This is a genomic window from Pyrodictium delaneyi, assembly GCF_001412615.1.
Lineage (GTDB): Archaea > Thermoproteota > Thermoprotei_A > Sulfolobales > Pyrodictiaceae > Pyrodictium > Pyrodictium delaneyi.
This window is the reverse complement of record NZ_CP013011.1, coordinates 49,606-72,636: the sequence shown is the minus strand read 5'-3', so window position 1 is coordinate 72,636 and position 23,031 is coordinate 49,606. Positions and strand designations below refer to the sequence as shown.

General features: G+C 51.6%; 37 protein-coding genes and 4 tRNA genes. 17 read left to right on the top strand and 24 right to left on the bottom strand.

Translation table 11 applies throughout. From position 1 onward, the window contains the following. Window position 1: 1 nt before the first annotated feature. Window positions 2-367 (top strand): hypothetical protein, encoded by a 366-nt coding sequence (locus Pyrde_RS00485; protein WP_055407276.1) that lies wholly within the window; start codon window positions 2-4, stop codon window positions 365-367. On the opposite strand, the gene Pyrde_RS00480 is transcribed toward Pyrde_RS00485, so the two are convergent. Genes Pyrde_RS00480 through Pyrde_RS00470 form a run of 3 tightly spaced genes read right to left on the bottom strand, consistent with a single transcriptional unit; the run spans window position 345 to window position 1,033 of the window. Beyond that, on the bottom strand, window positions 345-554 hold the full coding sequence (locus Pyrde_RS00480) for a hypothetical protein (RefSeq protein ID WP_143522176.1): 210 nt from the start codon (window positions 552-554) through the stop codon (window positions 345-347). The two genes, Pyrde_RS00485 and Pyrde_RS00480, sit on opposite strands and share 23 nt — an antisense overlap. Window positions 555-565: 11 nt before the next feature. Beyond that, the gene (locus tag Pyrde_RS00475) at window positions 566-772 is read right to left on the bottom strand and encodes a hypothetical protein (protein WP_055407272.1); all 207 of its coding nucleotides are present in this window, start codon (window positions 770-772) and stop codon (window positions 566-568) included. A gap of 15 nt (window positions 773-787) precedes the next feature. Further along, the gene (locus tag Pyrde_RS00470) at window positions 788-1,033 is read right to left on the bottom strand and encodes a hypothetical protein (protein WP_055407270.1); all 246 of its coding nucleotides are present in this window, start codon (window positions 1,031-1,033) and stop codon (window positions 788-790) included. A 154-nt stretch (window positions 1,034-1,187) separates the two neighbouring features. Here Pyrde_RS00470 and Pyrde_RS00465 point away from each other — a divergent pair, with 154 nt between their 5' ends. The 6 genes from Pyrde_RS00465 (at window position 1,188) to Pyrde_RS00440 (ending at window position 4,608) form a co-directional block, all read left to right on the top strand. Beyond that, on the top strand, window positions 1,188-1,421 hold the full coding sequence (locus tag Pyrde_RS00465) for a hypothetical protein (RefSeq protein ID WP_088171977.1): 234 nt from the start codon (window positions 1,188-1,190) through the stop codon (window positions 1,419-1,421). After that, window positions 1,385-1,720: a hypothetical protein gene (locus tag Pyrde_RS00460; protein WP_197272688.1), complete on the top strand. Its 336-nt coding sequence runs from the start codon at window positions 1,385-1,387 to the stop codon at window positions 1,718-1,720. Before Pyrde_RS00465 ends, Pyrde_RS00460 begins: the two co-directional genes overlap by 37 nt. Window positions 1,721-1,730: 10 nt before the next feature. Beyond that, a complete protein-coding gene (locus Pyrde_RS00455) occupies window positions 1,731-2,435 on the top strand; it encodes a hypothetical protein (protein WP_143522175.1) in 705 nt (234 codons plus the stop codon). Window positions 2,436-2,445: 10 nt separating this feature from the next. Then, window positions 2,446-3,120, top strand: coding sequence for a hypothetical protein (locus Pyrde_RS00450; protein ID WP_055407262.1), 675 nt, complete (start codon window positions 2,446-2,448; stop codon window positions 3,118-3,120). Between the two features lie 166 nt (window positions 3,121-3,286). Beyond that, on the top strand, window positions 3,287-3,673 hold the full coding sequence (locus Pyrde_RS00445; RefSeq protein ID WP_055407260.1) for a hypothetical protein: 387 nt from the start codon (window positions 3,287-3,289) through the stop codon (window positions 3,671-3,673). Window positions 3,674-3,696: 23 nt separating this feature from the next. Continuing rightward, window positions 3,697-4,608, top strand: coding sequence for a hypothetical protein (locus Pyrde_RS00440; RefSeq protein ID WP_055407258.1), 912 nt, complete (start codon window positions 3,697-3,699; stop codon window positions 4,606-4,608). Between the two features lie 20 nt (window positions 4,609-4,628). On the opposite strand, the gene Pyrde_RS10545 is transcribed toward Pyrde_RS00440, so the two are convergent. The 10 genes from Pyrde_RS10545 to Pyrde_RS00405 form a co-directional block, all read right to left on the bottom strand. Further along, complete coding sequence (locus Pyrde_RS10545) at window positions 4,629-4,829, bottom strand: hypothetical protein (RefSeq protein ID WP_143522174.1); 201 nt, start codon at window positions 4,827-4,829, stop codon at window positions 4,629-4,631. Next, window positions 4,822-4,974: a hypothetical protein gene (locus Pyrde_RS10540; RefSeq protein WP_156327974.1), complete on the bottom strand. Its 153-nt coding sequence runs from the start codon at window positions 4,972-4,974 to the stop codon at window positions 4,822-4,824. The genes Pyrde_RS10545 and Pyrde_RS10540 overlap by 8 nt, the downstream gene beginning before the upstream one ends. Next, window positions 4,967-5,530, bottom strand: a complete 564-nt coding sequence (locus tag Pyrde_RS00435; RefSeq protein ID WP_143522173.1) for a hypothetical protein — start codon at window positions 5,528-5,530, stop codon at window positions 4,967-4,969. Before Pyrde_RS00435 ends, Pyrde_RS10540 begins: the two co-directional genes overlap by 8 nt. 14 nt (window positions 5,531-5,544) lie before the next feature. Beyond that, window positions 5,545-5,817: a hypothetical protein gene (locus Pyrde_RS00430; RefSeq protein WP_055407254.1), complete on the bottom strand. Its 273-nt coding sequence runs from the start codon at window positions 5,815-5,817 to the stop codon at window positions 5,545-5,547. Between the two features lie 131 nt (window positions 5,818-5,948). Continuing rightward, window positions 5,949-6,482, bottom strand: a complete 534-nt coding sequence (locus Pyrde_RS00425) for a nuclease (RefSeq protein ID WP_055407252.1) — start codon at window positions 6,480-6,482, stop codon at window positions 5,949-5,951. A gap of 6 nt (window positions 6,483-6,488) precedes the next feature. Next, window positions 6,489-6,782: a hypothetical protein gene (locus Pyrde_RS00420; RefSeq protein WP_143522172.1), complete on the bottom strand. Its 294-nt coding sequence runs from the start codon at window positions 6,780-6,782 to the stop codon at window positions 6,489-6,491. A 13-nt stretch (window positions 6,783-6,795) separates the two neighbouring features. Beyond that, window positions 6,796-7,302 (bottom strand): hypothetical protein, encoded by a 507-nt coding sequence (locus Pyrde_RS00415; RefSeq protein WP_055407248.1) that lies wholly within the window; start codon window positions 7,300-7,302, stop codon window positions 6,796-6,798. 12 nt (window positions 7,303-7,314) lie between these two features. Beyond that, complete coding sequence (locus Pyrde_RS10335) at window positions 7,315-7,488, bottom strand: aCcr1 family cell cycle regulator (RefSeq protein ID WP_082419361.1); 174 nt, start codon at window positions 7,486-7,488, stop codon at window positions 7,315-7,317. Further along, on the bottom strand, window positions 7,489-7,707 hold the full coding sequence (locus tag Pyrde_RS00410; protein WP_055407246.1) for a hypothetical protein: 219 nt from the start codon (window positions 7,705-7,707) through the stop codon (window positions 7,489-7,491). It lies immediately after the preceding gene. 13 nt (window positions 7,708-7,720) lie between these two features. Next, a complete protein-coding gene (locus Pyrde_RS00405) occupies window positions 7,721-7,909 on the bottom strand; it encodes a ribbon-helix-helix protein, CopG family (RefSeq protein WP_180385444.1) in 189 nt (62 codons plus the stop codon). A gap of 567 nt (window positions 7,910-8,476) precedes the next feature. Here Pyrde_RS00405 and Pyrde_RS00395 point away from each other — a divergent pair. Then, window positions 8,477-8,794, top strand: a complete 318-nt coding sequence (locus tag Pyrde_RS00395; protein WP_055407240.1) for a helix-turn-helix domain-containing protein — start codon at window positions 8,477-8,479, stop codon at window positions 8,792-8,794. On the opposite strand, the gene Pyrde_RS10535 is transcribed toward Pyrde_RS00395, so the two are convergent. Further along, window positions 8,737-8,907, bottom strand: coding sequence for a hypothetical protein (locus Pyrde_RS10535; RefSeq protein WP_156327973.1), 171 nt, complete (start codon window positions 8,905-8,907; stop codon window positions 8,737-8,739). The two genes, Pyrde_RS00395 and Pyrde_RS10535, sit on opposite strands and share 58 nt — an antisense overlap. A gap of 92 nt (window positions 8,908-8,999) precedes the next feature. Further along, window positions 9,000-9,554, bottom strand: coding sequence for a hypothetical protein (locus tag Pyrde_RS00390; protein WP_055407238.1), 555 nt, complete (start codon window positions 9,552-9,554; stop codon window positions 9,000-9,002). Window positions 9,555-9,886: 332 nt separating this feature from the next. Between Pyrde_RS00390 and Pyrde_RS00385 the strand changes: the two genes are divergently transcribed. After that, window positions 9,887-9,962 (top strand) — tRNA-Thr (locus Pyrde_RS00385). Window positions 9,963-10,156: 194 nt separating this feature from the next. After that, window positions 10,157-10,423, top strand: coding sequence for a 50S ribosomal protein L38e (locus tag Pyrde_RS00380; protein WP_055407236.1), 267 nt, complete (start codon window positions 10,157-10,159; stop codon window positions 10,421-10,423). Between the two features lie 322 nt (window positions 10,424-10,745). Here Pyrde_RS00380 and Pyrde_RS00375 read toward each other — a convergent pair whose 3' ends face one another. Further along, window positions 10,746-11,102, bottom strand: a complete 357-nt coding sequence (locus Pyrde_RS00375) for a hypothetical protein (RefSeq protein WP_143522086.1) — start codon at window positions 11,100-11,102, stop codon at window positions 10,746-10,748. A gap of 199 nt (window positions 11,103-11,301) precedes the next feature. On the opposite strand from Pyrde_RS00375, the gene Pyrde_RS00370 reads away from it, so the two are divergent. The 3 genes from Pyrde_RS00370 to Pyrde_RS00360 all read left to right on the top strand — a co-directional run bounded on the left by Pyrde_RS00370 (window position 11,302) and on the right by Pyrde_RS00360 (window position 12,763). Next, window positions 11,302-11,426, top strand: a tRNA-Pro gene (locus tag Pyrde_RS00370). 90 nt (window positions 11,427-11,516) lie between these two features. Further along, window positions 11,517-11,978, top strand: a complete 462-nt coding sequence (locus Pyrde_RS00365) for a PUA domain-containing protein (protein ID WP_055407232.1) — start codon at window positions 11,517-11,519, stop codon at window positions 11,976-11,978. 38 nt (window positions 11,979-12,016) lie between these two features. Next, window positions 12,017-12,763 (top strand): proteasome assembly chaperone family protein, encoded by a 747-nt coding sequence (locus Pyrde_RS00360; RefSeq protein ID WP_180385445.1) that lies wholly within the window; start codon window positions 12,017-12,019, stop codon window positions 12,761-12,763. A 7-nt stretch (window positions 12,764-12,770) separates the two neighbouring features. Here the strand turns inward: Pyrde_RS00360 and tgtA are convergent, their stop codons facing one another. Continuing rightward, entirely contained in the window at window positions 12,771-14,339 is a 1,569-nt protein-coding gene (tgtA, locus tag Pyrde_RS00355) for a tRNA guanosine(15) transglycosylase TgtA (RefSeq protein ID WP_082419360.1), read from the bottom strand. Next, a complete protein-coding gene (locus tag Pyrde_RS00350; protein ID WP_143522087.1) occupies window positions 14,336-14,794 on the bottom strand; it encodes an Lsm family RNA-binding protein in 459 nt (152 codons plus the stop codon). Before Pyrde_RS00350 ends, tgtA begins: the two co-directional genes overlap by 4 nt. Window positions 14,795-14,933: 139 nt before the next feature. On the opposite strand from Pyrde_RS00350, the gene Pyrde_RS00345 reads away from it, so the two are divergent. Further along, on the top strand, window positions 14,934-15,299 hold the full coding sequence (locus Pyrde_RS00345; RefSeq protein ID WP_055407226.1) for a DNA-directed RNA polymerase subunit G: 366 nt from the start codon (window positions 14,934-14,936) through the stop codon (window positions 15,297-15,299). A 1,036-nt stretch (window positions 15,300-16,335) separates the two neighbouring features. Further along, window positions 16,336-16,495: transfer RNA gene (locus tag Pyrde_RS00335), tRNA-Tyr, on the top strand. A 138-nt stretch (window positions 16,496-16,633) separates the two neighbouring features. On the opposite strand, the gene Pyrde_RS00330 is transcribed toward Pyrde_RS00335, so the two are convergent. Beyond that, the gene (locus Pyrde_RS00330; protein WP_231656756.1) at window positions 16,634-17,917 is read right to left on the bottom strand and encodes an MBL fold metallo-hydrolase; all 1,284 of its coding nucleotides are present in this window, start codon (window positions 17,915-17,917) and stop codon (window positions 16,634-16,636) included. A gap of 201 nt (window positions 17,918-18,118) precedes the next feature. Here Pyrde_RS00330 and Pyrde_RS00325 point away from each other — a divergent pair, with 201 nt between their 5' ends. Continuing rightward, complete coding sequence (locus Pyrde_RS00325) at window positions 18,119-18,505, top strand: nascent polypeptide-associated complex protein (RefSeq protein WP_055407222.1); 387 nt, start codon at window positions 18,119-18,121, stop codon at window positions 18,503-18,505. Here the strand turns inward: Pyrde_RS00325 and Pyrde_RS00320 are convergent. Further along, complete coding sequence (locus Pyrde_RS00320; RefSeq protein WP_231656812.1) at window positions 18,468-19,196, bottom strand: helix-turn-helix domain-containing protein; 729 nt, start codon at window positions 19,194-19,196, stop codon at window positions 18,468-18,470. The genes Pyrde_RS00325 and Pyrde_RS00320 overlap by 38 nt on opposite strands. A 73-nt stretch (window positions 19,197-19,269) precedes the next feature. Between Pyrde_RS00320 and Pyrde_RS00315 the strand changes: the two genes are divergently transcribed. Continuing rightward, window positions 19,270-19,357 (top strand) — tRNA-Ser (locus Pyrde_RS00315). Window positions 19,358-19,432: 75 nt separating this feature from the next. Here Pyrde_RS00315 and Pyrde_RS00310 read toward each other — a convergent pair. From Pyrde_RS00310 to thsB, 4 genes are all read right to left on the bottom strand, one after another. Then, on the bottom strand, window positions 19,433-19,780 hold the full coding sequence (locus tag Pyrde_RS00310; protein WP_055407220.1) for a hypothetical protein: 348 nt from the start codon (window positions 19,778-19,780) through the stop codon (window positions 19,433-19,435). Window positions 19,781-19,786: 6 nt separating this feature from the next. Continuing rightward, a complete protein-coding gene (locus tag Pyrde_RS00305; RefSeq protein WP_055407218.1) occupies window positions 19,787-20,434 on the bottom strand; it encodes a translin family protein in 648 nt (215 codons plus the stop codon). Further along, a complete protein-coding gene (locus tag Pyrde_RS00300) occupies window positions 20,431-21,018 on the bottom strand; it encodes an adenylate kinase family protein (RefSeq protein ID WP_055407216.1) in 588 nt (195 codons plus the stop codon). Before Pyrde_RS00300 ends, Pyrde_RS00305 begins: the two co-directional genes overlap by 4 nt. A 255-nt stretch (window positions 21,019-21,273) precedes the next feature. Beyond that, on the bottom strand, window positions 21,274-22,968 hold the full coding sequence (gene thsB, locus Pyrde_RS00295) for a thermosome subunit beta (RefSeq protein ID WP_055407214.1): 1,695 nt from the start codon (window positions 22,966-22,968) through the stop codon (window positions 21,274-21,276). Between the last annotated feature and the right edge of the window lie 63 nt (window positions 22,969-23,031).

Below are 23,031 nucleotides of genomic sequence, written 5' to 3'. Positions count from 1 at the left end.
CGTGGTCTGCGAGCTCGCTAGGGGCAGTAGCACAGCGAGGGCAATCAGGCTAGCCACCGCCAGACTCCTCATCCTCACCGCCAACCCGCATCACCATCGAGAACAGGATAACCATGTAGACCAGGGCGCCGAGGAGAAGGGGCTCGAAAAACCCCATGCGGGTCACCTCGTTGGCTTCATGGCGCTGAAGAGTATCTTCAGCAGAGTCAGCAGTATGATGGCAGGTATGGCGACCGGCAGGAAGACCGTGAGCGCCCCTATGAGCGCCGCGACCTGCTGGTTTACGTCTATGACTGTCTCTACTGCGCTCTGCGCCGTGAACGCTATCGCTGCTACGAGTGGCGCTAGGCGCGTATATGGTTCATAATCATCTTTACGATGCTGACGAGTATCAGCGCTGGCAGCGCCACGGCTATGAGCATAGTGACTACCGTGCCGACTGCGTCGTAGCCAGATGTTGAAGTGCTCGTCTGCGCCAGTGCTAGGGCCGCTGCGGCGGCTGGGGCCGCCCTGCGAAAACCCGCCCTCAGTCTCTCCTTGAGCTGCTTGAACACGTGTCCCACCCCTAGTCCTTGCTTATCTCCTTGAAGCTGGAGAACAGTAACTTCAGAACCATCACCAGCACTAGCACCGGGATGACACTGTTTACCAGAGATATTGTGGTTGTCATGCTGTCGGTCTGCGCGACTAGGACGGCGGCGCCGGCGGCAGGCGGGCCCAGCCTGCTGGCCAGGCTCTTTACTCTCTCCTTGATTCGGTTGATGCTGGCCATTACTGCTCAGCCCCGCTATGCTACGTCCTTGAAGCTCTTGAAGAGTATCTTTATGACTGCTACTAGCACGAATAGCGGGATGACGCTGCTGATTATGCTGACCATCGGGCTTAGGTCTACAGTTGTTGTCGTGGTTGCGGTGTCGTTTGTAGTTGTCTGAGCCACGAGGGTTAGAGCCGCCACTGCCTCGGGGTGCTCGGCTATCTTCCTGGCTATCTTCTTCTCGTCTATCTTCTCCTTGAGCCGGGATAGGATGCGCACCTCTCACACCTCACGCTCTGTCGTGTAACAGTTGTTGCAGCAGGAATTAGATATGGGCTGCTAAGTGTTGTTGCTACATCACTGTGATGTAGGTGCATCACGCCACAATAGTTTAGTCAGAGCCGGGGCTCCTAGTTACAATCGGTGCTGGGTGTTGCAGCTGTGGCGCCTACGTATCCCCCGGATAGCCCCGGTGGTGGCTCTCCTGTCCCTCGCCCAGACCGACACCAACACCACGAACATGACCACCGTAACCGTAACCACGACGGTAACCTTGACTCCGGAGCACCACTACACGCTGAGCATAGACGCCAACACGGTCTGGATGGTGGTTCTCGGGGTGATAGCGGGGTGGCTGCTCTACCGCCTCGGGAAGGCGATAATCTAGAGCTCGGGGTGACGGGCATGCCCAAGATAATCGTCAAGATATACAACGGTGACGGCAAAACGCTGCGTAGGAAAACGATAGCAATCCGCGGCCGACTCAAAATCTGGCTCTTCGCAGCACACCGCACACTCCAGTTCATCTCGGCCTCGAAGGAAGTCTACGGCGACCACGCGAAGAGGGCCGAAGTAGAACTAGAGGGAATCGCCAGGGACGAGGCGTTCCAGCTCTACAAGAACTGGGTGAAGGCGTACAGCCCGATACCCGTCGAGATATACCTAGTCGAGAAGAAGCCCGCCTAGGTGGTGCACCGTGCGCCGGCTGCTGCCCCTGCTCATTGTTTCTTTGCTGCTAGTGGGGCAGACCACTACTTGGAACATGACTACTCCGCCCAACCCGATAGAGATACTCTACAATGTTACCGGTGCCCAGAACCCGATATACAGCGATAATACAACACCGTTCCGCGAGTTCGTGCAGAGCTTCAACTTCACGAACACTACTGGCTGCCAGCCGCCAGACAGCTGGCTGAGCTGGGACGTATTCGGCTACATAGGCTGCAAGGTGCAAGAGGGGGCCAAATCCCTCTGGAATTGGATAAAGGACAAGATAGAAGCCGTGCCGATAATCGGCGCCGTGGTCAAGTTCCTGGACGTGTTCGGCAGCTACATCCTACAGTTGATATTCAACCTAGGCTGGCTCATCTTCAACATAGGCGCCGCCCTGATAGCAGCACTAACGTCGTTCGTCGAGATAGTTGTGTGGGCGTTTGCAACCATAAAGGCCTGGGGCGTGAACATCATACCGTGGATACCCTGGATAGTGCTGACGATGATACTAGCAACGTTCGTGGACAGCGCTAACCGCGCCGCGAGGGAGCGGTCGCTGTTCCCGCTGCTCGGCTTCATAACCATGTGGCTCGATTTCTTCGAGCGTATCTACCGGATGTTCGAGAAGCTGTTCAAGACCGTGGCCGAAATCGTGAAGCTCATAGTAGACATAATCAAGCCCGTCTAGGGGTGAGAGGATGCAGTTCGAGGCCATCCTAGGCCTAGCCGGATTCGCCCTCACGCTCGCGATAGGAGTCCTGGCGCTGCTGCTCTGGAGCATGAGGCGGGAAGTCAGGCTGAAGACAGCCGAGGCTGAGCAAGAGGCCGAGAAGCAGGGCATAACGGCGGCGAAGAAAGTGGTCGGGCATGGCTGGGTGCTTGAGCAGGTGGACGAGAACAACTATGTCCTGCACACTGTGAGGATTACGAGCGACGGCTGGGCGGTCTCGGACAAGAGCGGGAAGTCGTGGCTCGTGAGGGGGATTAGGCCGCAGTACGTGGAGATACGCCGCTACCTGGTCAAGCGCCTAGTCCCCATGTGGATAGCCGACCGCGAGGGCAACATCCTCGAAGTCGAGGTAGACGGCGAGGCGCTGCGGGCTAAGGCGCGGCAGCTTCCACCAGAGTTGAGCTATGCGGTAATCAACAGCAAGCTGCTCAGCAAGGTGGCAAGAGTAGTTGCACAGGACTACAGCCTGCTGATGTACGGCATGTTCCTGGGGCTGGGCCTCGCGGTGCTAGTCATCCTGGTGGTGCTGCCAGCCATGGGCGTTCCAGTCCAAATCGGAGCCAAGCCGATAGACATCAAGGTGACGCTGCCGAGCAAGCCGCTCTACGAGCTTCCGCCGCCCGGCAACTACACGCCAGGGTGAGAGTCATGTTCCGCACTCTAGCAGTTTTGGCGATTATGATGATTATAGCATCAATGGGTATGCTGGCTTATCTACTCACGAAAGATGTTACTATCGCTCTCGCAATCACGGTGATACTCACAGCGAAATACGCAGTTACCTGGCTTACCCGTCAGGTGGATGTCTCATGAGGCTCTTGGATAAGATTCAGAAGGCGAGGAAGGGCGGCGGAGAGGGCCCCGACCCGTTCCGCGCTATGAACTACGTGGTTGAGCGGCTTGTCGAGCCAGAGGGCCTAGCAAAGTACACTCTGAGCGACCTGAAGGACGGCGAGATACGGAGCATAGCGATGCTGCTGGCTGTGGACGAGATGCTCCGCCAGCACATGGGCTGGCAGCAGCCCACCATACTGAGGAGCATGACCGAGAACCTGCTGATACTCCGTGCTAGCCGCAGGCGCCGCCGCTTGAAGGAGATTATAAGCGTGATGAGGGCTGCGAGGGGCCAGGCGCAGACGCCAATCATGATGAAGCCTGTGAAGCGCATCATATACGGCGAAGAGAGCGAAGAATAAGGCGGCTATGTAGGGCTGGGAGAATGAGCCTGGCGAAGGCCAAGAAACAGCTAACACTGCAGGAGTTCATAAACAGGCATACGGCGAAGATGCCGCACCTAGAGGTTATATGGGAGAGCTACGTGAACGACTACGGGCTGCTCTGGGGGATATTCGCGTACCCCAACGCCATCTTCAAGCGCGGGATAGGCAAGTCCGTGCTGGCTATCAAGCTCCTGCTGGGCGTCTACAGGGACTGGGACACGGCGAAGAAGTACATCTTCTACAGCCCGACCGAGTTCGTCCGGGTCTTCAAGGAGCTGGTCGACCACCACAAGAGGATACCCCTCGCGATATGGGACGACGCTGGCGCCTGGCTGTTCCGCGGCCGCTACAAGTCCAAGTTCGTGATGGCCGTGGTCGAGCACCTAGAGGTGATACGTACCCACGTCTCCACGATGATATTCACGGCGACCAGCTACGGGAAGCTCGCCAAGGGCATAAGGGAGTCGCTGAGCCTCGTGGATCTCGTCAGCGTCGAGAACGTGAAACCCCGCCGGGACATCCCCGAGTGCCGCAGGCTGATAGAAGCCAACCGGGGCAAGACGTACAGGGAGCTGGCAGAGGCACACGAGAAGTGCTTCGTCAAGATAAGCAAGACGAGGGGCTACATAGTCGACAGCGAGGACTTCGAGTGGCTCTTCTACCGCCGGAAGATGCCCGAGCCGCTCTGGGAGTACAGGTTCATGGCAGTCCTGCCGGACGAGATATACCTGGACTACAAGAGGATGCGCGACAAATACGTAGAGGCGGGCACCAAGAAGATACAGAAGGAGCTAGAGGAGCTCGCGGAGAAGGCGGCAGAGGAGCTAGAGGAGATAGCCGAGAGCGACGATAAAGAAGCGGTGGAAGAGCTGGAGCTCGAGGACATCGCCCGCGAGTGGGGCTACATATAGTATATACATATACATATACTCTAGCCTCTGCGGAGCAGCCCCCTCAGGAGCCGGCCCAGCGGTTTTGTATCGTGGCATGTGAGCTTATACTCGAGGCAGTTCTTGCCGTAGAAACGGCACTCCTGCTCCCAGCGTATGCAGCGGGCCCGGCGCTCTATCTCCCCAAGGAGCTCCAGGGGCCTGAGGACACGCCCCAAGAAACGTGCAAGACGACTAGCCATCCCCGGCCACCCTCTTTCTGAGGATTTTCTTGAGCCATTCTGCGTCGCGCTTGGCGGCTTCTATGTCGCTGAGCAGCTCCCAGAGCTCGTGGTCGAAGAGCCAGTACACCGCCATCTCCATGGCCTCGGGGTCAAGCTCATACATGGGTGGCCGCCCTCACTGGCCGTAGTTTCTCTATGAACGCGTTGAACTGGGCCCTGTTCATCCGCCTGGTTTTCTCGGCTAGGCGTTTGAGGAGTTTGGCTTCGTCGCTGCTCCAGGCCTCTATCACCGCCGCCGCGCAGCGTGCCTCGTCGACGCCCTTGGCCTCGGTGAGCGCGTAGCCCCGCTTCGTGGACTCCAGGTACCCGGTGTACACCAGTTCGTACACCGTGGTCTCTACCTCGGTGCTCCAGGGGCCCTTGCCGGTGTCATAGACCTCTAGCTCGTCCTCGAGCCCCGCCAGCATCGCGAAGACGCTCAGCAGCCTCACCACCTGGTAGAGCCTCAGCGGCCTACCAGCATAGTGTAGCAGCGCGAGCACGTAGTCGGCGAGCCATGGCTCGCGCGGCAGCACGTCGTCGTGGATGAACTCCACCCGGCAGCCAGCCTCAGCGATACCAGCCAGCGCCCGCCGGAACCCCGCCTCGTCCACACAACGCAGCCGCTCCCGGCCATCACCACAGCGGTAGAATATAGAGTACAACACATGCCTACCCATTGCCGGCCACCCTGTTAGACTTCCTTGCATAGCTTGCATACTTGGATGAGTGTGCGCAAGATGTCAGGCTCTACGTATATGCGCTTGGAGCCCCTGGGGCTTGGCGAACACTCCACGGCCAGCCCGGCGGACAGTAGCTTGTTAACGAGCCGGCTAGCACTGCTCTTAGCAGTCACCGGGTTGAGTCCACGCTTCTCCAGCTCATGCGCCAGCTCTCGCTGCTCGATGCAGCCATCGCTCCTCTCCGCGAGCTCAAGCAGCACACCAATCTTATCCACAAAGCGCATCTTCGGCCACCCCCGTCTTCTCTAGCTTCTTCAGTTCCCGGCGCGTGACAGCTGTGAAGCCACAACGCCCGGGCACACGTACCACCCCCATGTGTACGTGTGTTGAAGGGAGTATGCGGGGAGAAAGAGGGCTAGGCGTGGGCCTGGGCAGTGAGCCAGCGGATGAACGCGCTTGTGTCGCGCCACTTCTGCTGGGGTAGGCAGTAGTATGGGCGCTCGCCGTGGACTAGGCGTGCCATGTGCTTCTCGGCCTCGAGGGCTGCTAGGGGGAGCCAGCGTAGGCTGACGCGCTTGTCGGCGACGTGGACTATCCAGGCGCGGTCGAGCAGGCCGAAGCGCTGGGCCTTCCAGAGCTTCCACGCGCCCACGCAGAGCTCCTTGCCGCCGTTTACCGTCCTGGCGGCCTGCTCGCTCCAGAACCCCGTAACGTCTATGAACGCCACAGCGTCCATGCCCCGGAGCACCACCAGGTCGAACGCGTCCAGCGGGCTCCCATAGCTCCGGTCGATGAAGTCCGTCGTACCCGTGCCGAGCCCAGCCGCTATAGCCACGTAGCCGTCCGGCAGCAGGATGTTCAGCAGATTCAGCACAGCAAGCTCCCGCCTTGCAGCGATACGCCACTTCTGCTGGTACCGGGCCTTGAGCTGCCTAGCGTCCAGCGCCACGGCGTATCACCTGTCTCGGAGTATTGCCCCTACTAGTGGCATGAAGAGTAGCGCAAACACCAGCAGGTAGAACAGGTTCTCTGGCAGCTCGACGGTCCTCGGCTGCTGCACCACCACGGTGATGTTATGCGTCACCAGCCATTCCCGCACCTCTTCCCTGGCCACGTCCTCGATGGTCTTGTGCCCAAGCGCTGTGAGCGCCAGCTGTAGCGTCATGACGGCGGCGAGCCAGAGCACCCCCACCAGCAGCAGCCTGTCAGAGTTCTTGTCCAGCCACGCCAGGAGACGCTCAGCCGCCACGGGTGTCACCCCTCTACTCGTGGGCGTCTACTATGACTAGCCATAGCTTGTCGTGGCTCCTGGTGTTTAGCAGTTTGCGGAGCTTCCACAGGCCGCTGCTGTAGATGATTGCCGTGTCTTCCCTGTAGAGGATGTTGAGGCAGATGTCGCCCATGCCGTTGAACGCGGCTGCTATCGCGTAGGCCGCGTCTATGCCCAGGTCTGACACCCTCGCAGGGAAGTCCAGGCAGGCCACGGTGACGTCGTCCCTGTCCCACTCGTGGGGGCACCTGGGCAGCCGCTCCATGATGCGGCGGGCGCAGCTCGGCGGGACGCCGCCCTCTATGAGCTGGCGCTCGTACAGCTTGAGCTTGCCTACTGTAGTGGCATAGTCCCACTTGACGCCGCAGAGCACCCTGACGGGCGGCGGCCACCACCTCGGAGCGCAGTAGGCCGTGTCCCCCGTCCAGGCACACAGCGCCAGCTCCTCAGCCTCTTCCCTAGAGTCTGCCTCGACTATGAAGAGGCAGATATGGTGCACTGCTGTGCCACCCTAGCTCAGCAGCCTCACTATCTTCGGCTCGGGGCGCACCTTCCAATCCTCTAGCCTCAGGTACAGCTCCAACGCCTTCCTGATGACCTCGCTCCTGGTCACGCCCTTCAAGCGGGCGAAGCTGTCTAGCTTTTCGAGGAAGTCCTCATCCACCTTGAACGTCACGACCCGCATTCATCCCACCATTACGACCAGTATCTCTGATATTGCCTCGCTGAGCTCGAGCTTGGCGTCCTCGATGAGGCTGTACGCCTTGTCGATGCCCTTGAGGCACTCGTCTACGCTCTTGCCGCGACACCAGAGCGCCTGCATAGCCTCGTCCAGCAGCTCCATCGCCTTATTCATCTTCGTGAACACGTAGTCGATGAGGCTCTCGTAGGTGAACCGCACCATCCCCATCCACCCCCTAGGCAGTAGTTGCCGCAGCTACCGCTCGAGCCCTCTCCTCTTCGATCTCAATAGCCTTGTAGAGCAGGCGACGTATTGCCTCGCTCATCTCTGTTAGATGCTCCTTCTTTCGGTAGTTCTCGATCTTCTCGTAGAGTTCGGGCGGGAGAGAGACGGTTACACGCCTTCCAATCTTGGGTCGGGGCACACCTCTCACCTCGGGCTCTGGGCTCCGATTCTAGAGTCGGATTGCATCAGATATAAGCTTATTGCCCTTCTCCGAATCCAGAAACCGAAAAAAGAGGCCAGCAAAGAGATGAAAACGGGAGCGGGAATGCGCGGTTTTCGTGGTAGTAGTCTGACCACCAACCACGCCAGCGGGCATAGTAACGGAATGTGTCCAGGCACATGGGTGGTCTGTAAACACTGCGGCTATACATGGTGTTATAGAGGAGCGGCAAAACGCGCAACATGTCCTAATTGTGGGTTAAAGACCCCAGTCGGGGAGACACTACTTGAACGCGTGAATAAGTTCTTTGAGCAACTAGAACGTGCAAGACCAGATCTCTACCAGGAGCTAGAGCTGCTTAGAATCCTTTTACTCCGACTTCTAAAGGATGGAGAGCTCAAAGAAAGCTTGTTAGAACATGCTCTTAGTTTAGCCAAAACGCAGAGAGTAGAGGAGAGAGCGGGCGCGGGAGACTGGTAGTCAGACTACTACCACGAAAAAAGCTGAAATTTGCATACACCCCCTCTCTGGATTCGGGAAAAGGAAGTGGGGCTCATAATCTTCAAGGCTAAGAGCATCGAGAAATTCCTACGTGCTTTCATAGAAGGCGGCAAGGATGAGATCCCACAGTACGAGCTACAAGTAGAGCTTGGCTCGGGCACATTCTATGATGCTTATAGGCACCTAGAGGATCTAGGCCTAGTTGAGCGTGGTGTCTGCTACGACCCGCGCAAGAAGAAAGAGGTAACATGCGTCAAGCTGACCGAGAAGGGCAAAAAGATAGCTGACCTGCTTAGAGCCATGTATCAGCTCCTAGAGAACACGGGCTCCTCGGCCAGCAGCTCCTCAAGCTCAAGCTCATAGGCTCTGATCTTTTCGAGAACCTTCGCTTTAGCTTGTTCATCTATGTCAAGTGCTCTTATCTCTCGACGGAGCTTCACTAATAGCTTCAGTACGGTTTCCCGCTCACAGCTCATGGCTTGTCTCCGAAAAAGTGCGGGTATATGGCATGGGGGAATGAGGGGGATGGGTTGATGTAAAAAGCTGGGCTGGGGGTGGGCATACATCGCTATTGTTGCTGACACTCTTCTATCCACACTGTGACGTTGTAGAGCTTTACTGTGCTCTGTGGCTCTATGACTAGGGTGTAGTTGTCGGGGTAGGGTATGCTGAATACTATGTCCTTGCTCTTGGGCATAGCCACGTAGGCGAGCAGGTCGGCTGGGTTGTAGAGCTCTATGCTCAGCCACCTTAGCTGCGAGGGGTAGGCGTCTATGTGGATGTGTAGCCTCTGGCCCTCGCCGCCACCTTCAAAGCTCAGCCTGATAACATCTCTCTTCTTCTTAATCGTTGGTAGGCTTATTCCGCTCACATTGCTCTTCTCCTCTACAAGGTAGACACCAAGCGTTAAGCTGGTGTTGCTGTAGAGCACCCGTAGCGGCCTGCACTCTATCCTCGGTTTGGGCGGCGTGACTGTAACCGTCTCGGTAACGGTCTCGGTGACGGTGGTCGTTAGCACGGTCTCGCGCACTATCTCCTTGGGCTGTGCCGTGAACTGGCCAGCAGCAAAGCCCAGAGCCAGGCCCAGGAGCAGCACAGCAGCATACACGGGCTCGGGCCGCACCCTCTCCGCACCGTGCTAGATAGGCTCCGGGGCGGTACTAGTCTTCAAGCCTTCTGATATAACACTAATATGCAACTCCTCGTGCCCCTGGTTCTTGGTGATGTAACCTGTCCATGTGTGATATCCTGGGCCCCGAGCTCTCTAGGGCATTGTTTCTCTATGCGTGGAAGACTCGGGGGGTTAAGCCGAAGGAGCTGGGGATAAGCAACGCCTACGCGAACATGATAGCGAACGGGAAGAGGAACGTCAGCGCCTCGCTCTGCGACAAGCTGCTTTCAGTTCTGACCGCAAGAGACTTAGTCGAGGTAATAGTATCACTGGCGCCCCGGAGCGCCGCCGTAGCTCAGCCGGCAGAGCGCCGCCCTGGTAAGGCGGAGGTCCCGGGTTCGAATCCCGGCGGCGGCTCCACCGCGGGCCTTCTCCTACCCCTGTATCACCCACAACAACATTACATTCATTAATTCATTCTCTCACCAAGTTTGTATCAGCTCAAAAGCAATAATGTCGTATGAATAGTTAGTACTCAGGTCCTCTCTAGAGGAGGCCGGGGAGAAGCCCCTTTAAGAGGAGCCTAGCCTTCCGAAGCGGCTCGGGGCTGGAGTATGCCGGTCGAGCTGAAGAGCAAGGACGAGTTTGTCAAGGTGCTTGAACGGTCTACCGAATGCCGTGTAAAGCTAGGCTATAGGAGAGTTGACACGGAAGAAGGCTCTAAGAGGATACGCGTACTGAAAGTAAAGGCTAGGACTCCCCGCTACCTATACACTATAGTATTCGATAACGTTGACGAAGGCATCGAGTTTGTAAAGTCCATAAAGGACAAGTGTAAGAACCTAGTGGTACTTGATAACGAGCTCCAAGACAAGATATAACCACTAACCTTGTTTCTTGCCCGGCTCAACTCTAAGATACCTGCCCTAAGATTCTATCTTCTTCGCTAAGCCTTCAGTTGACATTGAGTTCCTAGGGTCATAGATGCTTCAACTCTAGAATATTTCACATATCAGACTACGCTTGATCTTCAGCCATACACACAGTTATATCGTTCTTTATACTGTTAGTGATAGGAAGCCACGTACAGTTAATCGGAATGATTAAGTTGCTTCCAGGACACTTAAGACTCGACAATCATGACTCCGCTCGACAAAAACATTCATTTGGAAGAAAACCACGTATAGAGGGATCTAACACTATTTATTTACGCGTTAGACCCACAATTATTCCCACAATGAAGCCCACAGCTGTTGGGCCCACCATTAAGAAGCTGAATAGTTTCATTATGCTTATTGCCGTATCCTTAAATTCGGCTAAGTTCTGTAGCCTCGCTACCGCATCCTGAACGCTCCCTGAGGCGCCCCAGACACCTATAAGTGAACCTAGAACAAATACACCAACCAGTGCTAGCACGTATTTCGCTACCTTAGCCATATAGTAGCCGGCAGCAAATCCTAGGAGAAGTTGCAGTATTATAGCCACAGCCAGTTGAGGATTTGTCTGAATTAGTTCAACTAAGCCAAGTACAGACCCTATATCCGTTGCATTCGCCGGCATATCACTTACTCCTATTCGAGATAACCTCCTTACTCTCATAAAAATTCACTGAACAAAAGGTCTATCAAGAGACGGTAGCTAGCCACTACGACTACTCTTGCTTCGAGAACATTTCTGGATATTATAGCCAACCCCAGAAACGCAAATAATACTGCACACAAAGTTTCAAGAGCCGAGATGGGGCTAGGAGGCGCTGGGTGGGCCCGTCGTCTAGCTTGGTAGGATGCGGGGTACACATATCCCCGCCCGAAAACCGTATGAGGGCGGGGATGTGCCCGACTCGGGACCCCGTGGTCCCGGGTTCAAATCCCGGCGGGCCCACCATGCCTTACTTCTTAAAACCCATACCTGGGATCATAGATGACATGCTTCTCCATGGCTTTAGGTATGTGAGAAGGTGGAGGTTATCCAGGGATGATAGTGAGGCCAGCTACCCAGGAGGAAATAGATAGGCTCAAGGGCATTGCTGACTACCAGTTTGGCTATCCAGCTGGTGACCTGCTTATACCCGATGATGTGGTTGTTGGCATTTCTCCGGGTACTCGGAGAATCCGCGAGGTATACGGCAAGGAGGGCTTACTAGCAGTAATTCGTGCACATGACTACTTGTTCTCGCTATCTATAAATGGTGCTCGTAGACTTCTCCGTCTGCCAGAGCCACGGCTTCGCGCATGGATATCGGTTCCGGGCATCGAGAGTCTACGTAAGAGCATACCATGCACTATGATTAAGCGTATAGATACTAATCTCCTAGCAGGAGACGAAGTTATAGTACTAAACGAGGACGGTATTTTGATTGGTGTTGGTAGGCTCCGCCTCGCCCCCACGGAGGTCCTCGAAGAAGGCTGCTGGGGGGGAGGCTATACGTATACGTAAGTTTGCCGAGTAGCATGATTCACCAGAGGTGTGAGATAGTGAGCCGGTTTAACATACACAAGTTTAAAACAATCAGAATAGCCTATTCCAGTGAGCTTGAGAATGCAGACCTCTTCATAACAGGGTTTAAGGGGTACGGTGCCGTCGGGTATATTGCAACACTACATCTAGCTGATACCGCTGAATGCAAGGAGGCTGGCTATATTATAACGAAGTACATGCCGGAAGCTGTTACACCTAGCTCGAATGGCGTTGTAGGCCCCTTCACCCTATATAGTTGTAACAATAATGGAAAACGTATAGCGCTACTAGTTAACCACGATATACCTGTAGTACAAGAGCGTAGCCGATTTGCTGAGGCTATAGTTGATTTCCTAGCTACTATAGGTGTTAAGGAAGCCGTGCTCATAGGAGGATTTGATTCACGGTTTAAGCAAGGTGATGAAAAACTTCGCTGGGTAGCTACATCAGCCTATACACGTAGCCTGGAGGAGCCACGCATGGATAAAGGTCTTTACGTTGTTGGTCCCTTAGCGTTGCTTCTCTTCCATGCAGAGGTGAGAGGTTATCCAGCACTTGCAGTGTTACCCTATACCGAGGCTGCCCGCCCGGACCCGAGAGCTGCCGCAGCGGCTATAGAGAAGATAAACGAGTTGTACGGCTTGAAGTTCAGTATAGACGAGTTACTAGAACAAGCAAGGAAAATAGAGGAGATGATCACAATGATGGAACAGCAACAGCGTGATATGTTGACACCGCCGAGCAGCGAGCGAGCATACATGTAGGCTGATCCTAACATTCATGCTCCTTAATTTCTACTACGATACCTTCTCCTTTTAGCATGTCTACCAATCTTTCCACTACTTTAGCGCTCCACTGCAGCTTGCCGCATTTCATTATTACTATACTTCTATAGACGCCACTGTTCTTTTGTATATATTCATATATGCGATGTGCTGTTTGCTCTATTACTTCTATATATGGCGTATCATTTAATTCGTATTGTGATAATGGATATGTTTCGGCGAGCTCCTCTGGTATAACACCTATGTATATGCTATACCCTACTATATGTGCATCAGCTCCATACTCCTCTATTGCCATACGGTAGAGCCTTGAAGTTGTAAATGGTTTTTCTAATGGGTGTACAGGTATTAATATTGCTTTACTTTTTCTAGGTCTATAGTAGCTTAATAACCGCTCGTGATGAATGACTAGTTTTGGGTGAAACACACTCTCACCGCCATATAGGAAGATGCCTTTCGCTGTTGAGCCTTTTACCCTGGGTGTCAACCTCGCTAGCGTCTTGCTGTAGCGGCGGAACCGGCTAAAAGCTCTAGCCAGTGATGGATGCGCCTTGCTTCTCTCCTCTAATAGCTCCCACAGCCTCCCCTCACGTATAGCTGTCTTTACCTCGTTTATAGCTGTCCGGAGTACATAGAGGTTGTGCAGCGCTATGAGCCGGGTACGCTCTTGCTTTGGCATTTCTCGGAGGTCTTGTGGCGTGTACCTAGTGCATACTGGACAGCTGCAAGGGAAATATTCTAGCTCGTCGAGCCGGTATGTTCTGCTTAGAGTCATATACCTGTTGTCTCGCGCGTACAGTATGTAAGATGCCGAATCGAACATATCCACCCCGAGTGCTACTGCAAATGGTATTATCATTGGATGCCCTGCTCCGAAGAGATGGAGTGGCCTGCTTCTAGGCAGATGGAGGCGTACAGTGTATATCATTTCTACTAGGGTTGCGTAATCATATCTTTCTAGAAGTACTGTAGGGCTTCCCAATGCATAAAGTCTGTAGCGAGACATCTGTGCCGATTCTCTAGCACTTTTCTCAAGGAGATCAAGGAAGGGGCCTCCTTGCACGGGGAGTGTCCATATTCTGTTATCATCTATATAGCTAAGGGCTTCGCGTGCACGTCTCAGCGTCTCTTCAACGCTGTATCGCGCCTGTTCGGGATCTTTAGTATTTCCGGTAGGTATGTCTAGAATTACAGCTATATCACTACCTATCTTTTTCTGGAAGTCGATAACATCGCCAGGTGTTATACTCACCCTGCCGTATTGTAGTATCTGGTATGCACCGGAGTCCGTCATTATTATTCCATTGAATCCTAGTATGCCGTGTACTCCTTGTTCTACAGCTCTACTTCTCATGCGTTTCCATAGCAGATAGGCGTTAGTAATTACTGCATTGAAGCCTAGAGACTCTATTTCCTTGATAGAGACTTCCTGGCGTACTATGTCTATAACAGGTAGTAGTGCTGGAGTCTCTAGTATACCATGGGGTGTGTAGAGCTTACCTATTCTCCCAGCTAGATCTTTATCCTTTATTTCAAAAACTCCTATCCTATTCAATGGGGCTGTTCTCCCCTCCTCTTAGCTTCAAGATACTCTTTGAGCACGTAGCTTACTTTTGCTACGAGTGGTCCTGCACCCTCTACGCCATTCGCGGTTACGCGGATACTATTGTATATGACTACTACACCCGCGTCTTGGAATACCTTTATAGCGTCGGGACGTAAACCAAGCTTCTTTGCCACATAGTTTGCAAACTCACGTGGATCGAAGAGTGTCGTCTCATACGCTCTTATCTCAGCTATTACCCGCCCCATTATGAATATTCTTGGTATCCTTTCCTCACCTATTTCAACATTGCCAAGCACTATATTCATCTCCGGATGATCAAAGCCTAGAAGCGTCCCAGAATATTTACGTCCATCAACGAGTACTACCTCGATACGTTTCCCTACTAGGTTGTTTAGCTCGGCAAGTAGCCGTCTAGCTGCAGAAGGAGCCATTACGGAAGCCACTACTTCTGCACCGTATCACTTCAGTACAGGTAATGGGATTTTTAAATACGGCTATCCAGGTTATAGGCAAGACCGAGAACATAGAGTGTAGAGTTTTATCTCCGTAAGTGTAGAGGCTATGCTAGGGTGTAATACAGAGTTGGCAGATATCATAGTAGAATTTAAAGGTAAAGTTGAGTCGTTAGAGCCAGAACTTATACCAAAGATGTTCCTAGCAAAAATAAAGAGCTTTGACGGCGACTATGAGGTAGAGATGGACCTCCATAAAGACCTAGTGATATACGAGCCCGGAACTGAAGTTGAGGTAACCATATCAAAGGATATACCCGAGTATAAGGAGGGTGAAGACTTCGTCGGCTACGGCACTGTTGTATCAATGAAGGAAGAAGACGGCAAATTTGCTGTTCTAGTGTCTATAGGCGGTTTGCTATTCATTATAAGGTCTAAGGAAAAACTTGATATTAATCCAATTGAGAAAATCTATATAAAAATCTCGAAACTCTGAAATATAGTTTAGCTTTATTTCATGTCTTATCCTTCGCCTCTGTAGTTTAGCAGAAGGCTTTTGAAGAAAAAAGCTTCGCTTGCCTCTGCCAGCCTTATGCTGCACTAATCATTGCGCGAAATACTAGGGAAGCTTCATAATATGCCAAGACCAGCCATACTTCTTTTAGTTGCAAGTATCTTACTGCTAGCAAACGGGCTAGGCCTCTCCTTACATAAGATACTGCCCACCATAAACATACACGCTGACTCTCTACTACTCCCTTACGCACTCACAATCCTTATCGCTATACTAGTTTACCATTTTTGGAAAAGACGTGATATTCTCTGCATAGAGTTAAGATCTTCGCGTATAGTACCTAAAACTGTCTTGACAAATGATACAAGGAATCTTGAGCATATACTACGCAGGCTTTCGTTTTCTTCTAAACGTGTAACCTATGTCATAGAAGGTATACCTCCAAGGGCCCGACTATATATTGAGGCATCTTCTTTATCATATGAAGATATCGTTAGAATAATAAATATGTATACAAGCAGTATAAAGGCAACAGTATGTAATAGCGATGGTACAGTTCATAATATAGACAGATGCTGCGCTATACTTGGTAAACATAACAATATACAGTCTATTGTTAATCAAATTCTGGACACAATTAATAGAGATACTATATCGCTAGTTGTTGATATGAAGAACATTCTTACAGATTCTTTGAATAACAAACACGTTATTGTCAAATATCTAGGAGATAGATTATATGTTAGCGATAAACTCATTGGCGTTATTAGTGCATTAGAAGAGTTTAGACCTGACATACTAATACTAGTAGAGCCTATTGATCTCCCCCCACATCTTATAGTCAGAATAGTAAAAGACTACAACATCGACCAATGCTACGTCATAACCACCGACAGAGAGTATGCTAGCAAATTTACTCCGTGTGTACATATATACTAGACTAAGATGCTACGATATGAGAAATCTTTTAAAACGCCTTCTCGTCTTGCCGGAGTATACATGGCGGTCCACTGGGGATCCCGCCGTAGCTCAGCGGCAGAGCGCCCGGCTGTAGGTGGGGCTCAGGCCCCCCACGCGCCCGACACCCCCGACGGGGGCTGGATGAGGGCGCGTCGGCATCGGGGGCCTGGGAGGCAGATACCGGGCGGTCCGGGGTTCGAATCCCCGCGGCGGGACCACCGCCCGGGCCTCCCTCCTAATACCTTGCCTAACGGTATCAACTCAATTTCCATCCTGGAGAATTAGCCACAAAGGTTTGTACTGCTTTGCTTCTAAGGCTTTAATAAGATATTTAGCTGAAAGCATTATTGGCTCTGTCATAATTCTATTGGTATATCTGAGTTATTTTCGCCTATTACTACTTTTTCTGGTACCCCGGTTTCCTGCAGATATTCTGCATACTTTTGCGCTACATCCTCTTCGCTATGTATTATGACTACTTCTCTGGGTTTGGTAGCTTTAACTACTTCGAGGAGACCTTTACGGTCTGCATGACTGCTAAAGTCGAGCCATTCCACACGGGCTCTTACAGGCTCTTCGCTGCCAGGCATTAGTCCCTCCTCTACAACTCTGCGACCATGAGAGCCCGGTGCCTGGAAGCTAACGAGTATGACGGCATTCTTAGGATTTCCACCGATACGCTTGAGGTAGTATAGGCTGGGTCCTCCCTTTAGCATGCCGGCTGACGCTATTATTATGCTAGGATGTTTCCAGGCTCTGTTACGGTCGCGCCATCCCTTAACTATATTGAACTCATTGAAAGCCTTGCGTAGCAAGCTTGGGTTGTTGATATACTCACTATTCTCGAGGAATATCTCAGTAACTTTTCTAATCATACCGTCTACATATACAGGTACGCCGGGATCGTGTTCTGCGAGAATCATCATTATTTCTTGTCCTCTTGCTATGCTAAACGCTGGTATGAGTACAGTGCCTCTGCGATCAATAACCTCTTCTATTATGGAGAGTAGCCTCTCCTCGGCTCTGGCACGCGGCGGGTGAAGACTAGAACCGTAGGTAGCTTCAGTTATTAGTACATCTACTTTGCCTATCGAATCAAGGTGTGCTGGTTTCATTAGTTTAGTCTCTATTGTGTTTATATCCCCTGTAAACCCTATTTTGACTCCATCTATGTCTATTACTGAAAACGTACTACCTGGAATATGTCCGGCAGAATATACTGAAAGTTCTACTCCGTCTATGTCTATACGCTGACCGTATCTGACGTACTCTACTGCATCAAGTAGAGCCTTTACCTCACGATGCTCGTATGGTGAGTAATAGCCATTGAGCTTTAGGAAGTCCTCTAGCATTAGCTTGGCCATCTGTGCTGTAGGCCGTGTCGCATACACCTTAGGGCTTCCTGAGATAAAGTACATTGGTGCTGTACCTATGTGATCCAGGTGTGCATGACTCATTACTATAGCATCAACATATTTAGGTGGATAGGTTGCCGCAAAGACTGGCCTATCCTCATCGTCGAAGTTTACACCCGCGTCTAGCAATATACCATGCTTATCTTCTTTGCTTCGTCTAACGAGTACAGACATTCTACCGACTTCTTTTCCACCACCCAGTATCCTTATTACAGGGTTATTCAACTCTATTACCCACCCCTATTATTAATTCCTTTAATTTCTGGCAGATGTCAATTTCTAATCAACACACGAATGGTGGCAACCCCGTTAAACGGGCGACACAAACTAACCATTATATACTATAATGACTTGTAGCAGTAACCTAGGAGGCTTACAAGAGGCGCCACAAACCGAGAACACTAACTAAGTAGGAGGTGCTTATGCATGTTCAGATTCAGCCCCGGAGAGCTGAAGAGGCAGCTAAAGAGACTTGGACTAAAAAATGTAGATATCGATACTATAGATGCTGAAGAGGTAATAGTACGCAGACATGACGGCAAGGAACTTGTACTCACAGCTCCACAAGTACTAATAGTCAAGATGCCTGGAGGAGCAATAATGATGCAAGTAACAGCACAGTATGTTGAGGAAAGAGAAGCTGGAACCGAAGAGCCATCACCCGCATTTAGCGAAGATGATGTAAAGCTTGTAGCTGAACAAACTGGTGTAAGCCTTGAAGAGGCTAGACACGCATTAGAGGAGGCTGAGGGCGACATAGCAGCAGCTATAATGCTTATCGAGGAGAGAAAACAAGCTGCCGAAGGTTCTTGACAAGCTCTTCGATATTTCTAGCCATACTCAATATGACTGGTATTCTTTCACTCTCAGCCATCCAAACAGCTAGATAGTCAAGCTTGCGAGGACCATGAAGCACTATGGCGGCTGGCTTGATAGTAGACACTCTCAAAGCTATCATAGGACTTCTCCCAGTAGTAACCCTGGTAAACACTACGACGCGCTGCGTAGTCGAACCTAGCAAGTGTAGGAACTCGCTACCCGTTAGACTCATAATAGCCTTAAGGCTATCCACAATAGTGTATCCATAGATACGTTCATCTAGAAGGTAAGAATTAATTGGGATGCCCTTCACACGCGTGATTATTTCTTCAAGCGTTACACCCGTCTCAAACTCTCTCATATCTATCACAGCACCAAGATAATTTAACTGCAACATTTTAGCAAGACGGGAGACAACACTCCAGCCACGCTCACTGTCAATATCAAGAAGAGCCTCTACGAACCTCCTGATGAAGAGGGAGCCTGGTGTTCTACGTCCTTTCTCGTAGTCACTAATAACGCTAGGAGTCACACCCATGTGTCTAGCAACATCAAGTTGACTTGCTGCGAATATCTCACGCCACTTACGCAGAACACTACCAGGATGCTCGCTCATCACAATTTCTCCAGCTATGTGGCGTGCAATTTTCTCCAGAACTATACGTGGAGGCCACGAAGGCTCCACCAAAGTATTCACGGCACCCCAACCGAGAAAAGGATTTAACCACCTAAATCCTCTTGTCTCCCATAAAATGGATGCCGGGGTCGCCTAGCCTGGTAGGGCGCCGGCCTGCTAAGCCGGTGGGGGTCCACCCCGCGCGGGTTCAAATCCCGCCCCCGGCGCCACAAGCACAGCAAGCCCCCTCCGGCAATCCTCCTCCTATTCCTAAGCTCTCAGGATATTGAAGCCGCGATGCCTCTCTATACACTAGCATCCGTCCTGCCGCATTCCTCAAAGAAGCTATGAAGTTTGTCAACATCCACTACCATGTATGGGTCTCTATCGATCTCCACGAATTCGAGAACACCTATTTCCTTCAATTTCTCGAGGCAGCTATTACACTCTGCTAGCTCCTCCACAATGTCCATGAACTGTAAGTATCCTGTTTCCTCTGCCTCGTGGCGCCGCCAGAGCCCATATAGTGCCACCTTTAACGTCTTTTGCCCAGTAGCTCTAGCCATCGAGAATAACATGTCACCCCGGTCAATGAGATATCTGCATAATACTAGCTTGAATGCTTCAACAGGATCCATTCTATTTACATACATGTCTGGTTAGCACCCTTTCCTGGCTTTTATGCTGAGAAGCAGTGACTTGGTATCATCTATCAAGCGTCGAGCAACGTCTACCTTGTGCCTTACGCCTGGTATAAGTGCATCAGGATACTCTAGCGCCCGCATCTCGTAGTATAACGCCTCCATCAGCTCGAGTATAACCTCGGCATCTCTGAGCCTATCTACGCGCATCAGATCTAGTGCGAGACGCCTAAGCTCCCCTAAGACATCACCTATACCCTGTAGATAGGGTACTTCATGTACTCCTAGCTCGTGGTGGCTCGGTACACGGCCCTCAACTACTATACTATAGAATACCTTTGCTTCTACGTACTCTGAGAGAACATTATAGACAAAACCACTTTCACGTAGAAAGCTATCACTCGAGGCAAGCTCTATGAAACTCCTTACAAGCTTATCCATTTCCTTGATGTAGCCTCTGGCTTCCTCTATGAGTCCGCGGTGAAGCGCATTAATAGTCCATCCAGACATTTTTATGATGTCCCTACCAGACTTGATGAGGTTATCCCGAGCCTCTTCTCTCTGGGAGAGTATCGAGTCTATCTCAGATATTAACTTCCTAAACTCTTGTGCGATCTCACGCACATTTATCTCAGCTATTCTTAGCTCCGAAACTTCTTTACTCATGTCGTATTCACGCCACTAGAGAGTCTAGCGAGTCTTTCCAGCAAAAATTCTAGCTTCTTCTCGTCTAGGATAGCTAGCCAGTCTATACAACAGTTGCTCTCACCTTTCCTAAGCATATCTATAGCCAAAGCTGCGTTACTAGATGGCTTTCCGCGGGTCGTATCTATCTCGACTACTGGTATACCTTTTTCAGCTAAAGCTCTAGCTTCTCCGGCTATTACACCTGTCAGCTCTGCTTCCACATTCTCGGCTATCTTGCGCGCAGGCCAACCCCTTCTCTCGAGCCTCTCAAGCAGTATGACTGGGTTACAACGGGTTACTATCACACCCTCAATACTATCAGCAATAGACTCGAAGAGTTCGAGCCAGTGTGTTTCGACTACGTAGTCTGTATATTTTCGGAGCGTCTCTATGATAGCTCTATCGTCTATGACGAAGCTCCGACGCGCCGCATCATAGTGTAGCCATAACCCCTTCTCTAACACGATCCACGATATCGTAGTAAACTTGCGTTTCAGCATCCTGGAGAGGTTTACTCCTAGCAGGCTCTTTCCTGTTCCAGGCGTGCCAGCAACAACTATCAACACTGACCCCCCAATAGGTTTCGACTGTGCCCAGCCGAATGTGGCCCCTTGCTGAGAGGAGGTATCCATCCTTGTCTACGACTACATGCATAGTTACCTTTACTTTAGCAGTCAAAAGGAGGCTAGACCGCTATATGGGCATTAACCAGCCAGGGGCCGAGAATACGGAAGCGCCTCAGAAGAACTAGGACAGATAATACGACGTTTATGCGTGTATATTACGGCTAAAAACTTGGGGATTAGAGGCTAGGGGTTTTACTCCTCCTCTTTCTCCTCTTCCTCCTTCTTCTCCTCTTCCTTCTCTTCGCGGCGTGCAGCAGCGATTATGTCGTCTATCCTTAGCACCATTGTTGCTGCCTCTGTACCAGCCTTGATGGCGTTGGCCTTAATGCTTACCGGCTCTATTACGCCTAGCTTCATCATGTCCTCAACTTCACCGGTGAATACGTTAATGCCATACCACTTACCCTCTGGCTTAGAGTGTGCAGCACGTAGCTTCATCATTATCTCTACTGGGTCTAGGCCAGCGTTCTCTGCTAGTGCCATTGGTAGGCCTTCTAGGGCGCGTGCGAATGCCTCTATAGCTAGCTGCTCCTTACCGCCAACCTTTGGCGCTAGCTCGCGTAGGTACTTGGCTAGCTCTACCTCTACAGCGCCACCACCACTGACTATCTTACCATCCCTTATGGCGTCGGCTACTGCATGCATCGCGTCCTGTATACTTCTCTCAGCTTCGTCTACTAGCCTCTCTAGACCAGCACGTATGAGTATCGTTACTGCCTTGGGGTTGGGGCAGCCCTCTATGAACACCATCTTGTCCTCGCCGACCTTCCTCTCCTCTACTAGCTTAGCGAAACCAAGGTCGTTTGGTGTTAGGTCCTCGACGTTGCTTACTATTCTGGCACCAGTGGCCTTAGCTATCTTCTCAATGTCGCTCCTCTTTACTCTTCTTACTGCCATTATGCCCTTCTTGGCTAGGAAGTGCTGTGCTACCTCGTCGATGCCCTTCTGGGTTATTACCACGATGCCAGCCTTACCGGGCTCCAGACCATCCTTCTTCATACGCTCAACAGCAACACTATAGATCTTCTCAACCATTTCCTCGAGGATGCGCTCCTCCTCTTCGAGGAACTTCTTCAAGTATGTCGGGTCACTGATCCTTATCTCGGCGTCGATCTCCGGCTTCTCGACCTCTAGTGGAGCGTCGAGGAGTACAATGTAAGCGTTCTCAACCTTCCTGGGCATGCCAGGGTGTACAACCTCCTTGTCGAGCACAATACCGTAGATTAGCTGGGTGTCACGGAGTCCACCACCATGCTTCTTGATTATTTGTATGCTGTCGAGGTCTATGTACCACTTGTCGCCACGTTTCTCGGTTACCTGCTTGACTGCCCTTACGACTATCTCTGCTAGGTACTCGCGTGCACCGTGCACTGCTTTGCTTGTTAGGCTTGTCTTAGCTATCTTCTTGAGGATCTCCTCGTTCTCTATGTCGATAGGCTCGGCTAGCTCATATAGCTTCTTTATGGCCTCCTCAGCTGCCTTCTTGTAGCCGCTGATGATTATTGTTGGATGCACGTTCTTGTCGAGTAGCTCCTCAGCAAAGCGGAGTAGCTCGCCGGAGAATATCACTGCAGTCTTTGTACCGTCGCCTACCTCCTCGTCCTGGCCCTTAGCTATCTGGACTACTAGCTTGGCTGTTGGGTGCTGTACGTCCATCTTGTCGAGTATAGTCGCACCGTCGTTGGTTATTGTTATGTCGCCTAGGCTGTCTACTAGCATCTTGTCCATACCCTTAGGACCGTATGTGGTGCGCAAAGTCTCTGCGATTGCACGCACTATCATTATATTTGCGCGTAGTGCCTCTTTACCGTAGGTCCTCTGGGTACCCTCCTTGAGGATTAGCACTGGTACGCCAGTAGGCTCCACAGTTGCGATACGTGCAGCCATGGTTTACACCTCTAAGCGTCCCTTATGTCCTTGTGTCCGTGTGTGTTGCCTTCAGAGTGCTTC

Bases quoted from the DNA above. Each gene is read 5' to 3' on its own strand.
- Pyrde_RS00435 (WP_143522173.1), bottom strand. From the start codon at position 5,530: ATGGGTAGGCATGTGTTGTACTCTATATTCTACCGCTGTGGTGATGGC.
- Pyrde_RS10535 (WP_156327973.1), bottom strand. From the start codon at position 8,907: ATGAGCTGTGAGCGGGAAACCGTACTGAAGCTATTAGTGAAGCTCCGT.
- Pyrde_RS10545 (WP_143522174.1), bottom strand. From the start codon at position 4,829: ATGGCTAGTCGTCTTGCACGTTTCTTGGGGCGTGTCCTCAGGCCCCTG.
- thsB (WP_055407214.1), bottom strand. From the start codon at position 22,968: ATGGCTGCACGTATCGCAACTGTGGAGCCTACTGGCGTACCAGTGCTA.
- Pyrde_RS00325 (WP_055407222.1), top strand. From the start codon at position 18,119: ATGTTCAGATTCAGCCCCGGAGAGCTGAAGAGGCAGCTAAAGAGACTT.
- Pyrde_RS00475 (WP_055407272.1), bottom strand. From the start codon at position 772: ATGGCCAGCATCAACCGAATCAAGGAGAGAGTAAAGAGCCTGGCCAGC.
- Pyrde_RS00375 (WP_143522086.1), bottom strand. From the start codon at position 11,102: ATGCCGGCGAATGCAACGGATATAGGGTCTGTACTTGGCTTAGTTGAA.
- Pyrde_RS00440 (WP_055407258.1), top strand. From the start codon at position 3,697: ATGAGCCTGGCGAAGGCCAAGAAACAGCTAACACTGCAGGAGTTCATA.
- Pyrde_RS00305 (WP_055407218.1), bottom strand. From the start codon at position 20,434: ATGAGTAAAGAAGTTTCGGAGCTAAGAATAGCTGAGATAAATGTGCGT.
- Pyrde_RS00365 (WP_055407232.1), top strand. From the start codon at position 11,517: ATGATAGTGAGGCCAGCTACCCAGGAGGAAATAGATAGGCTCAAGGGC.
- Pyrde_RS00310 (WP_055407220.1), bottom strand. From the start codon at position 19,780: ATGTATGTAAATAGAATGGATCCTGTTGAAGCATTCAAGCTAGTATTA.
- Pyrde_RS00445 (WP_055407260.1), top strand. From the start codon at position 3,287: ATGAGGCTCTTGGATAAGATTCAGAAGGCGAGGAAGGGCGGCGGAGAG.
- Pyrde_RS00450 (WP_055407262.1), top strand. From the start codon at position 2,446: ATGCAGTTCGAGGCCATCCTAGGCCTAGCCGGATTCGCCCTCACGCTC.
- Pyrde_RS00410 (WP_055407246.1), bottom strand. From the start codon at position 7,707: ATGGTGCGGTTCACCTACGAGAGCCTCATCGACTACGTGTTCACGAAG.
- Pyrde_RS00380 (WP_055407236.1), top strand. From the start codon at position 10,157: ATGCCGGTCGAGCTGAAGAGCAAGGACGAGTTTGTCAAGGTGCTTGAA.
- Pyrde_RS00430 (WP_055407254.1), bottom strand. From the start codon at position 5,817: ATGCGCTTTGTGGATAAGATTGGTGTGCTGCTTGAGCTCGCGGAGAGG.
- Pyrde_RS10540 (WP_156327974.1), bottom strand. From the start codon at position 4,974: ATGTATGAGCTTGACCCCGAGGCCATGGAGATGGCGGTGTACTGGCTC.
- Pyrde_RS10335 (WP_082419361.1), bottom strand. From the start codon at position 7,488: ATGCGGGTCGTGACGTTCAAGGTGGATGAGGACTTCCTCGAAAAGCTA.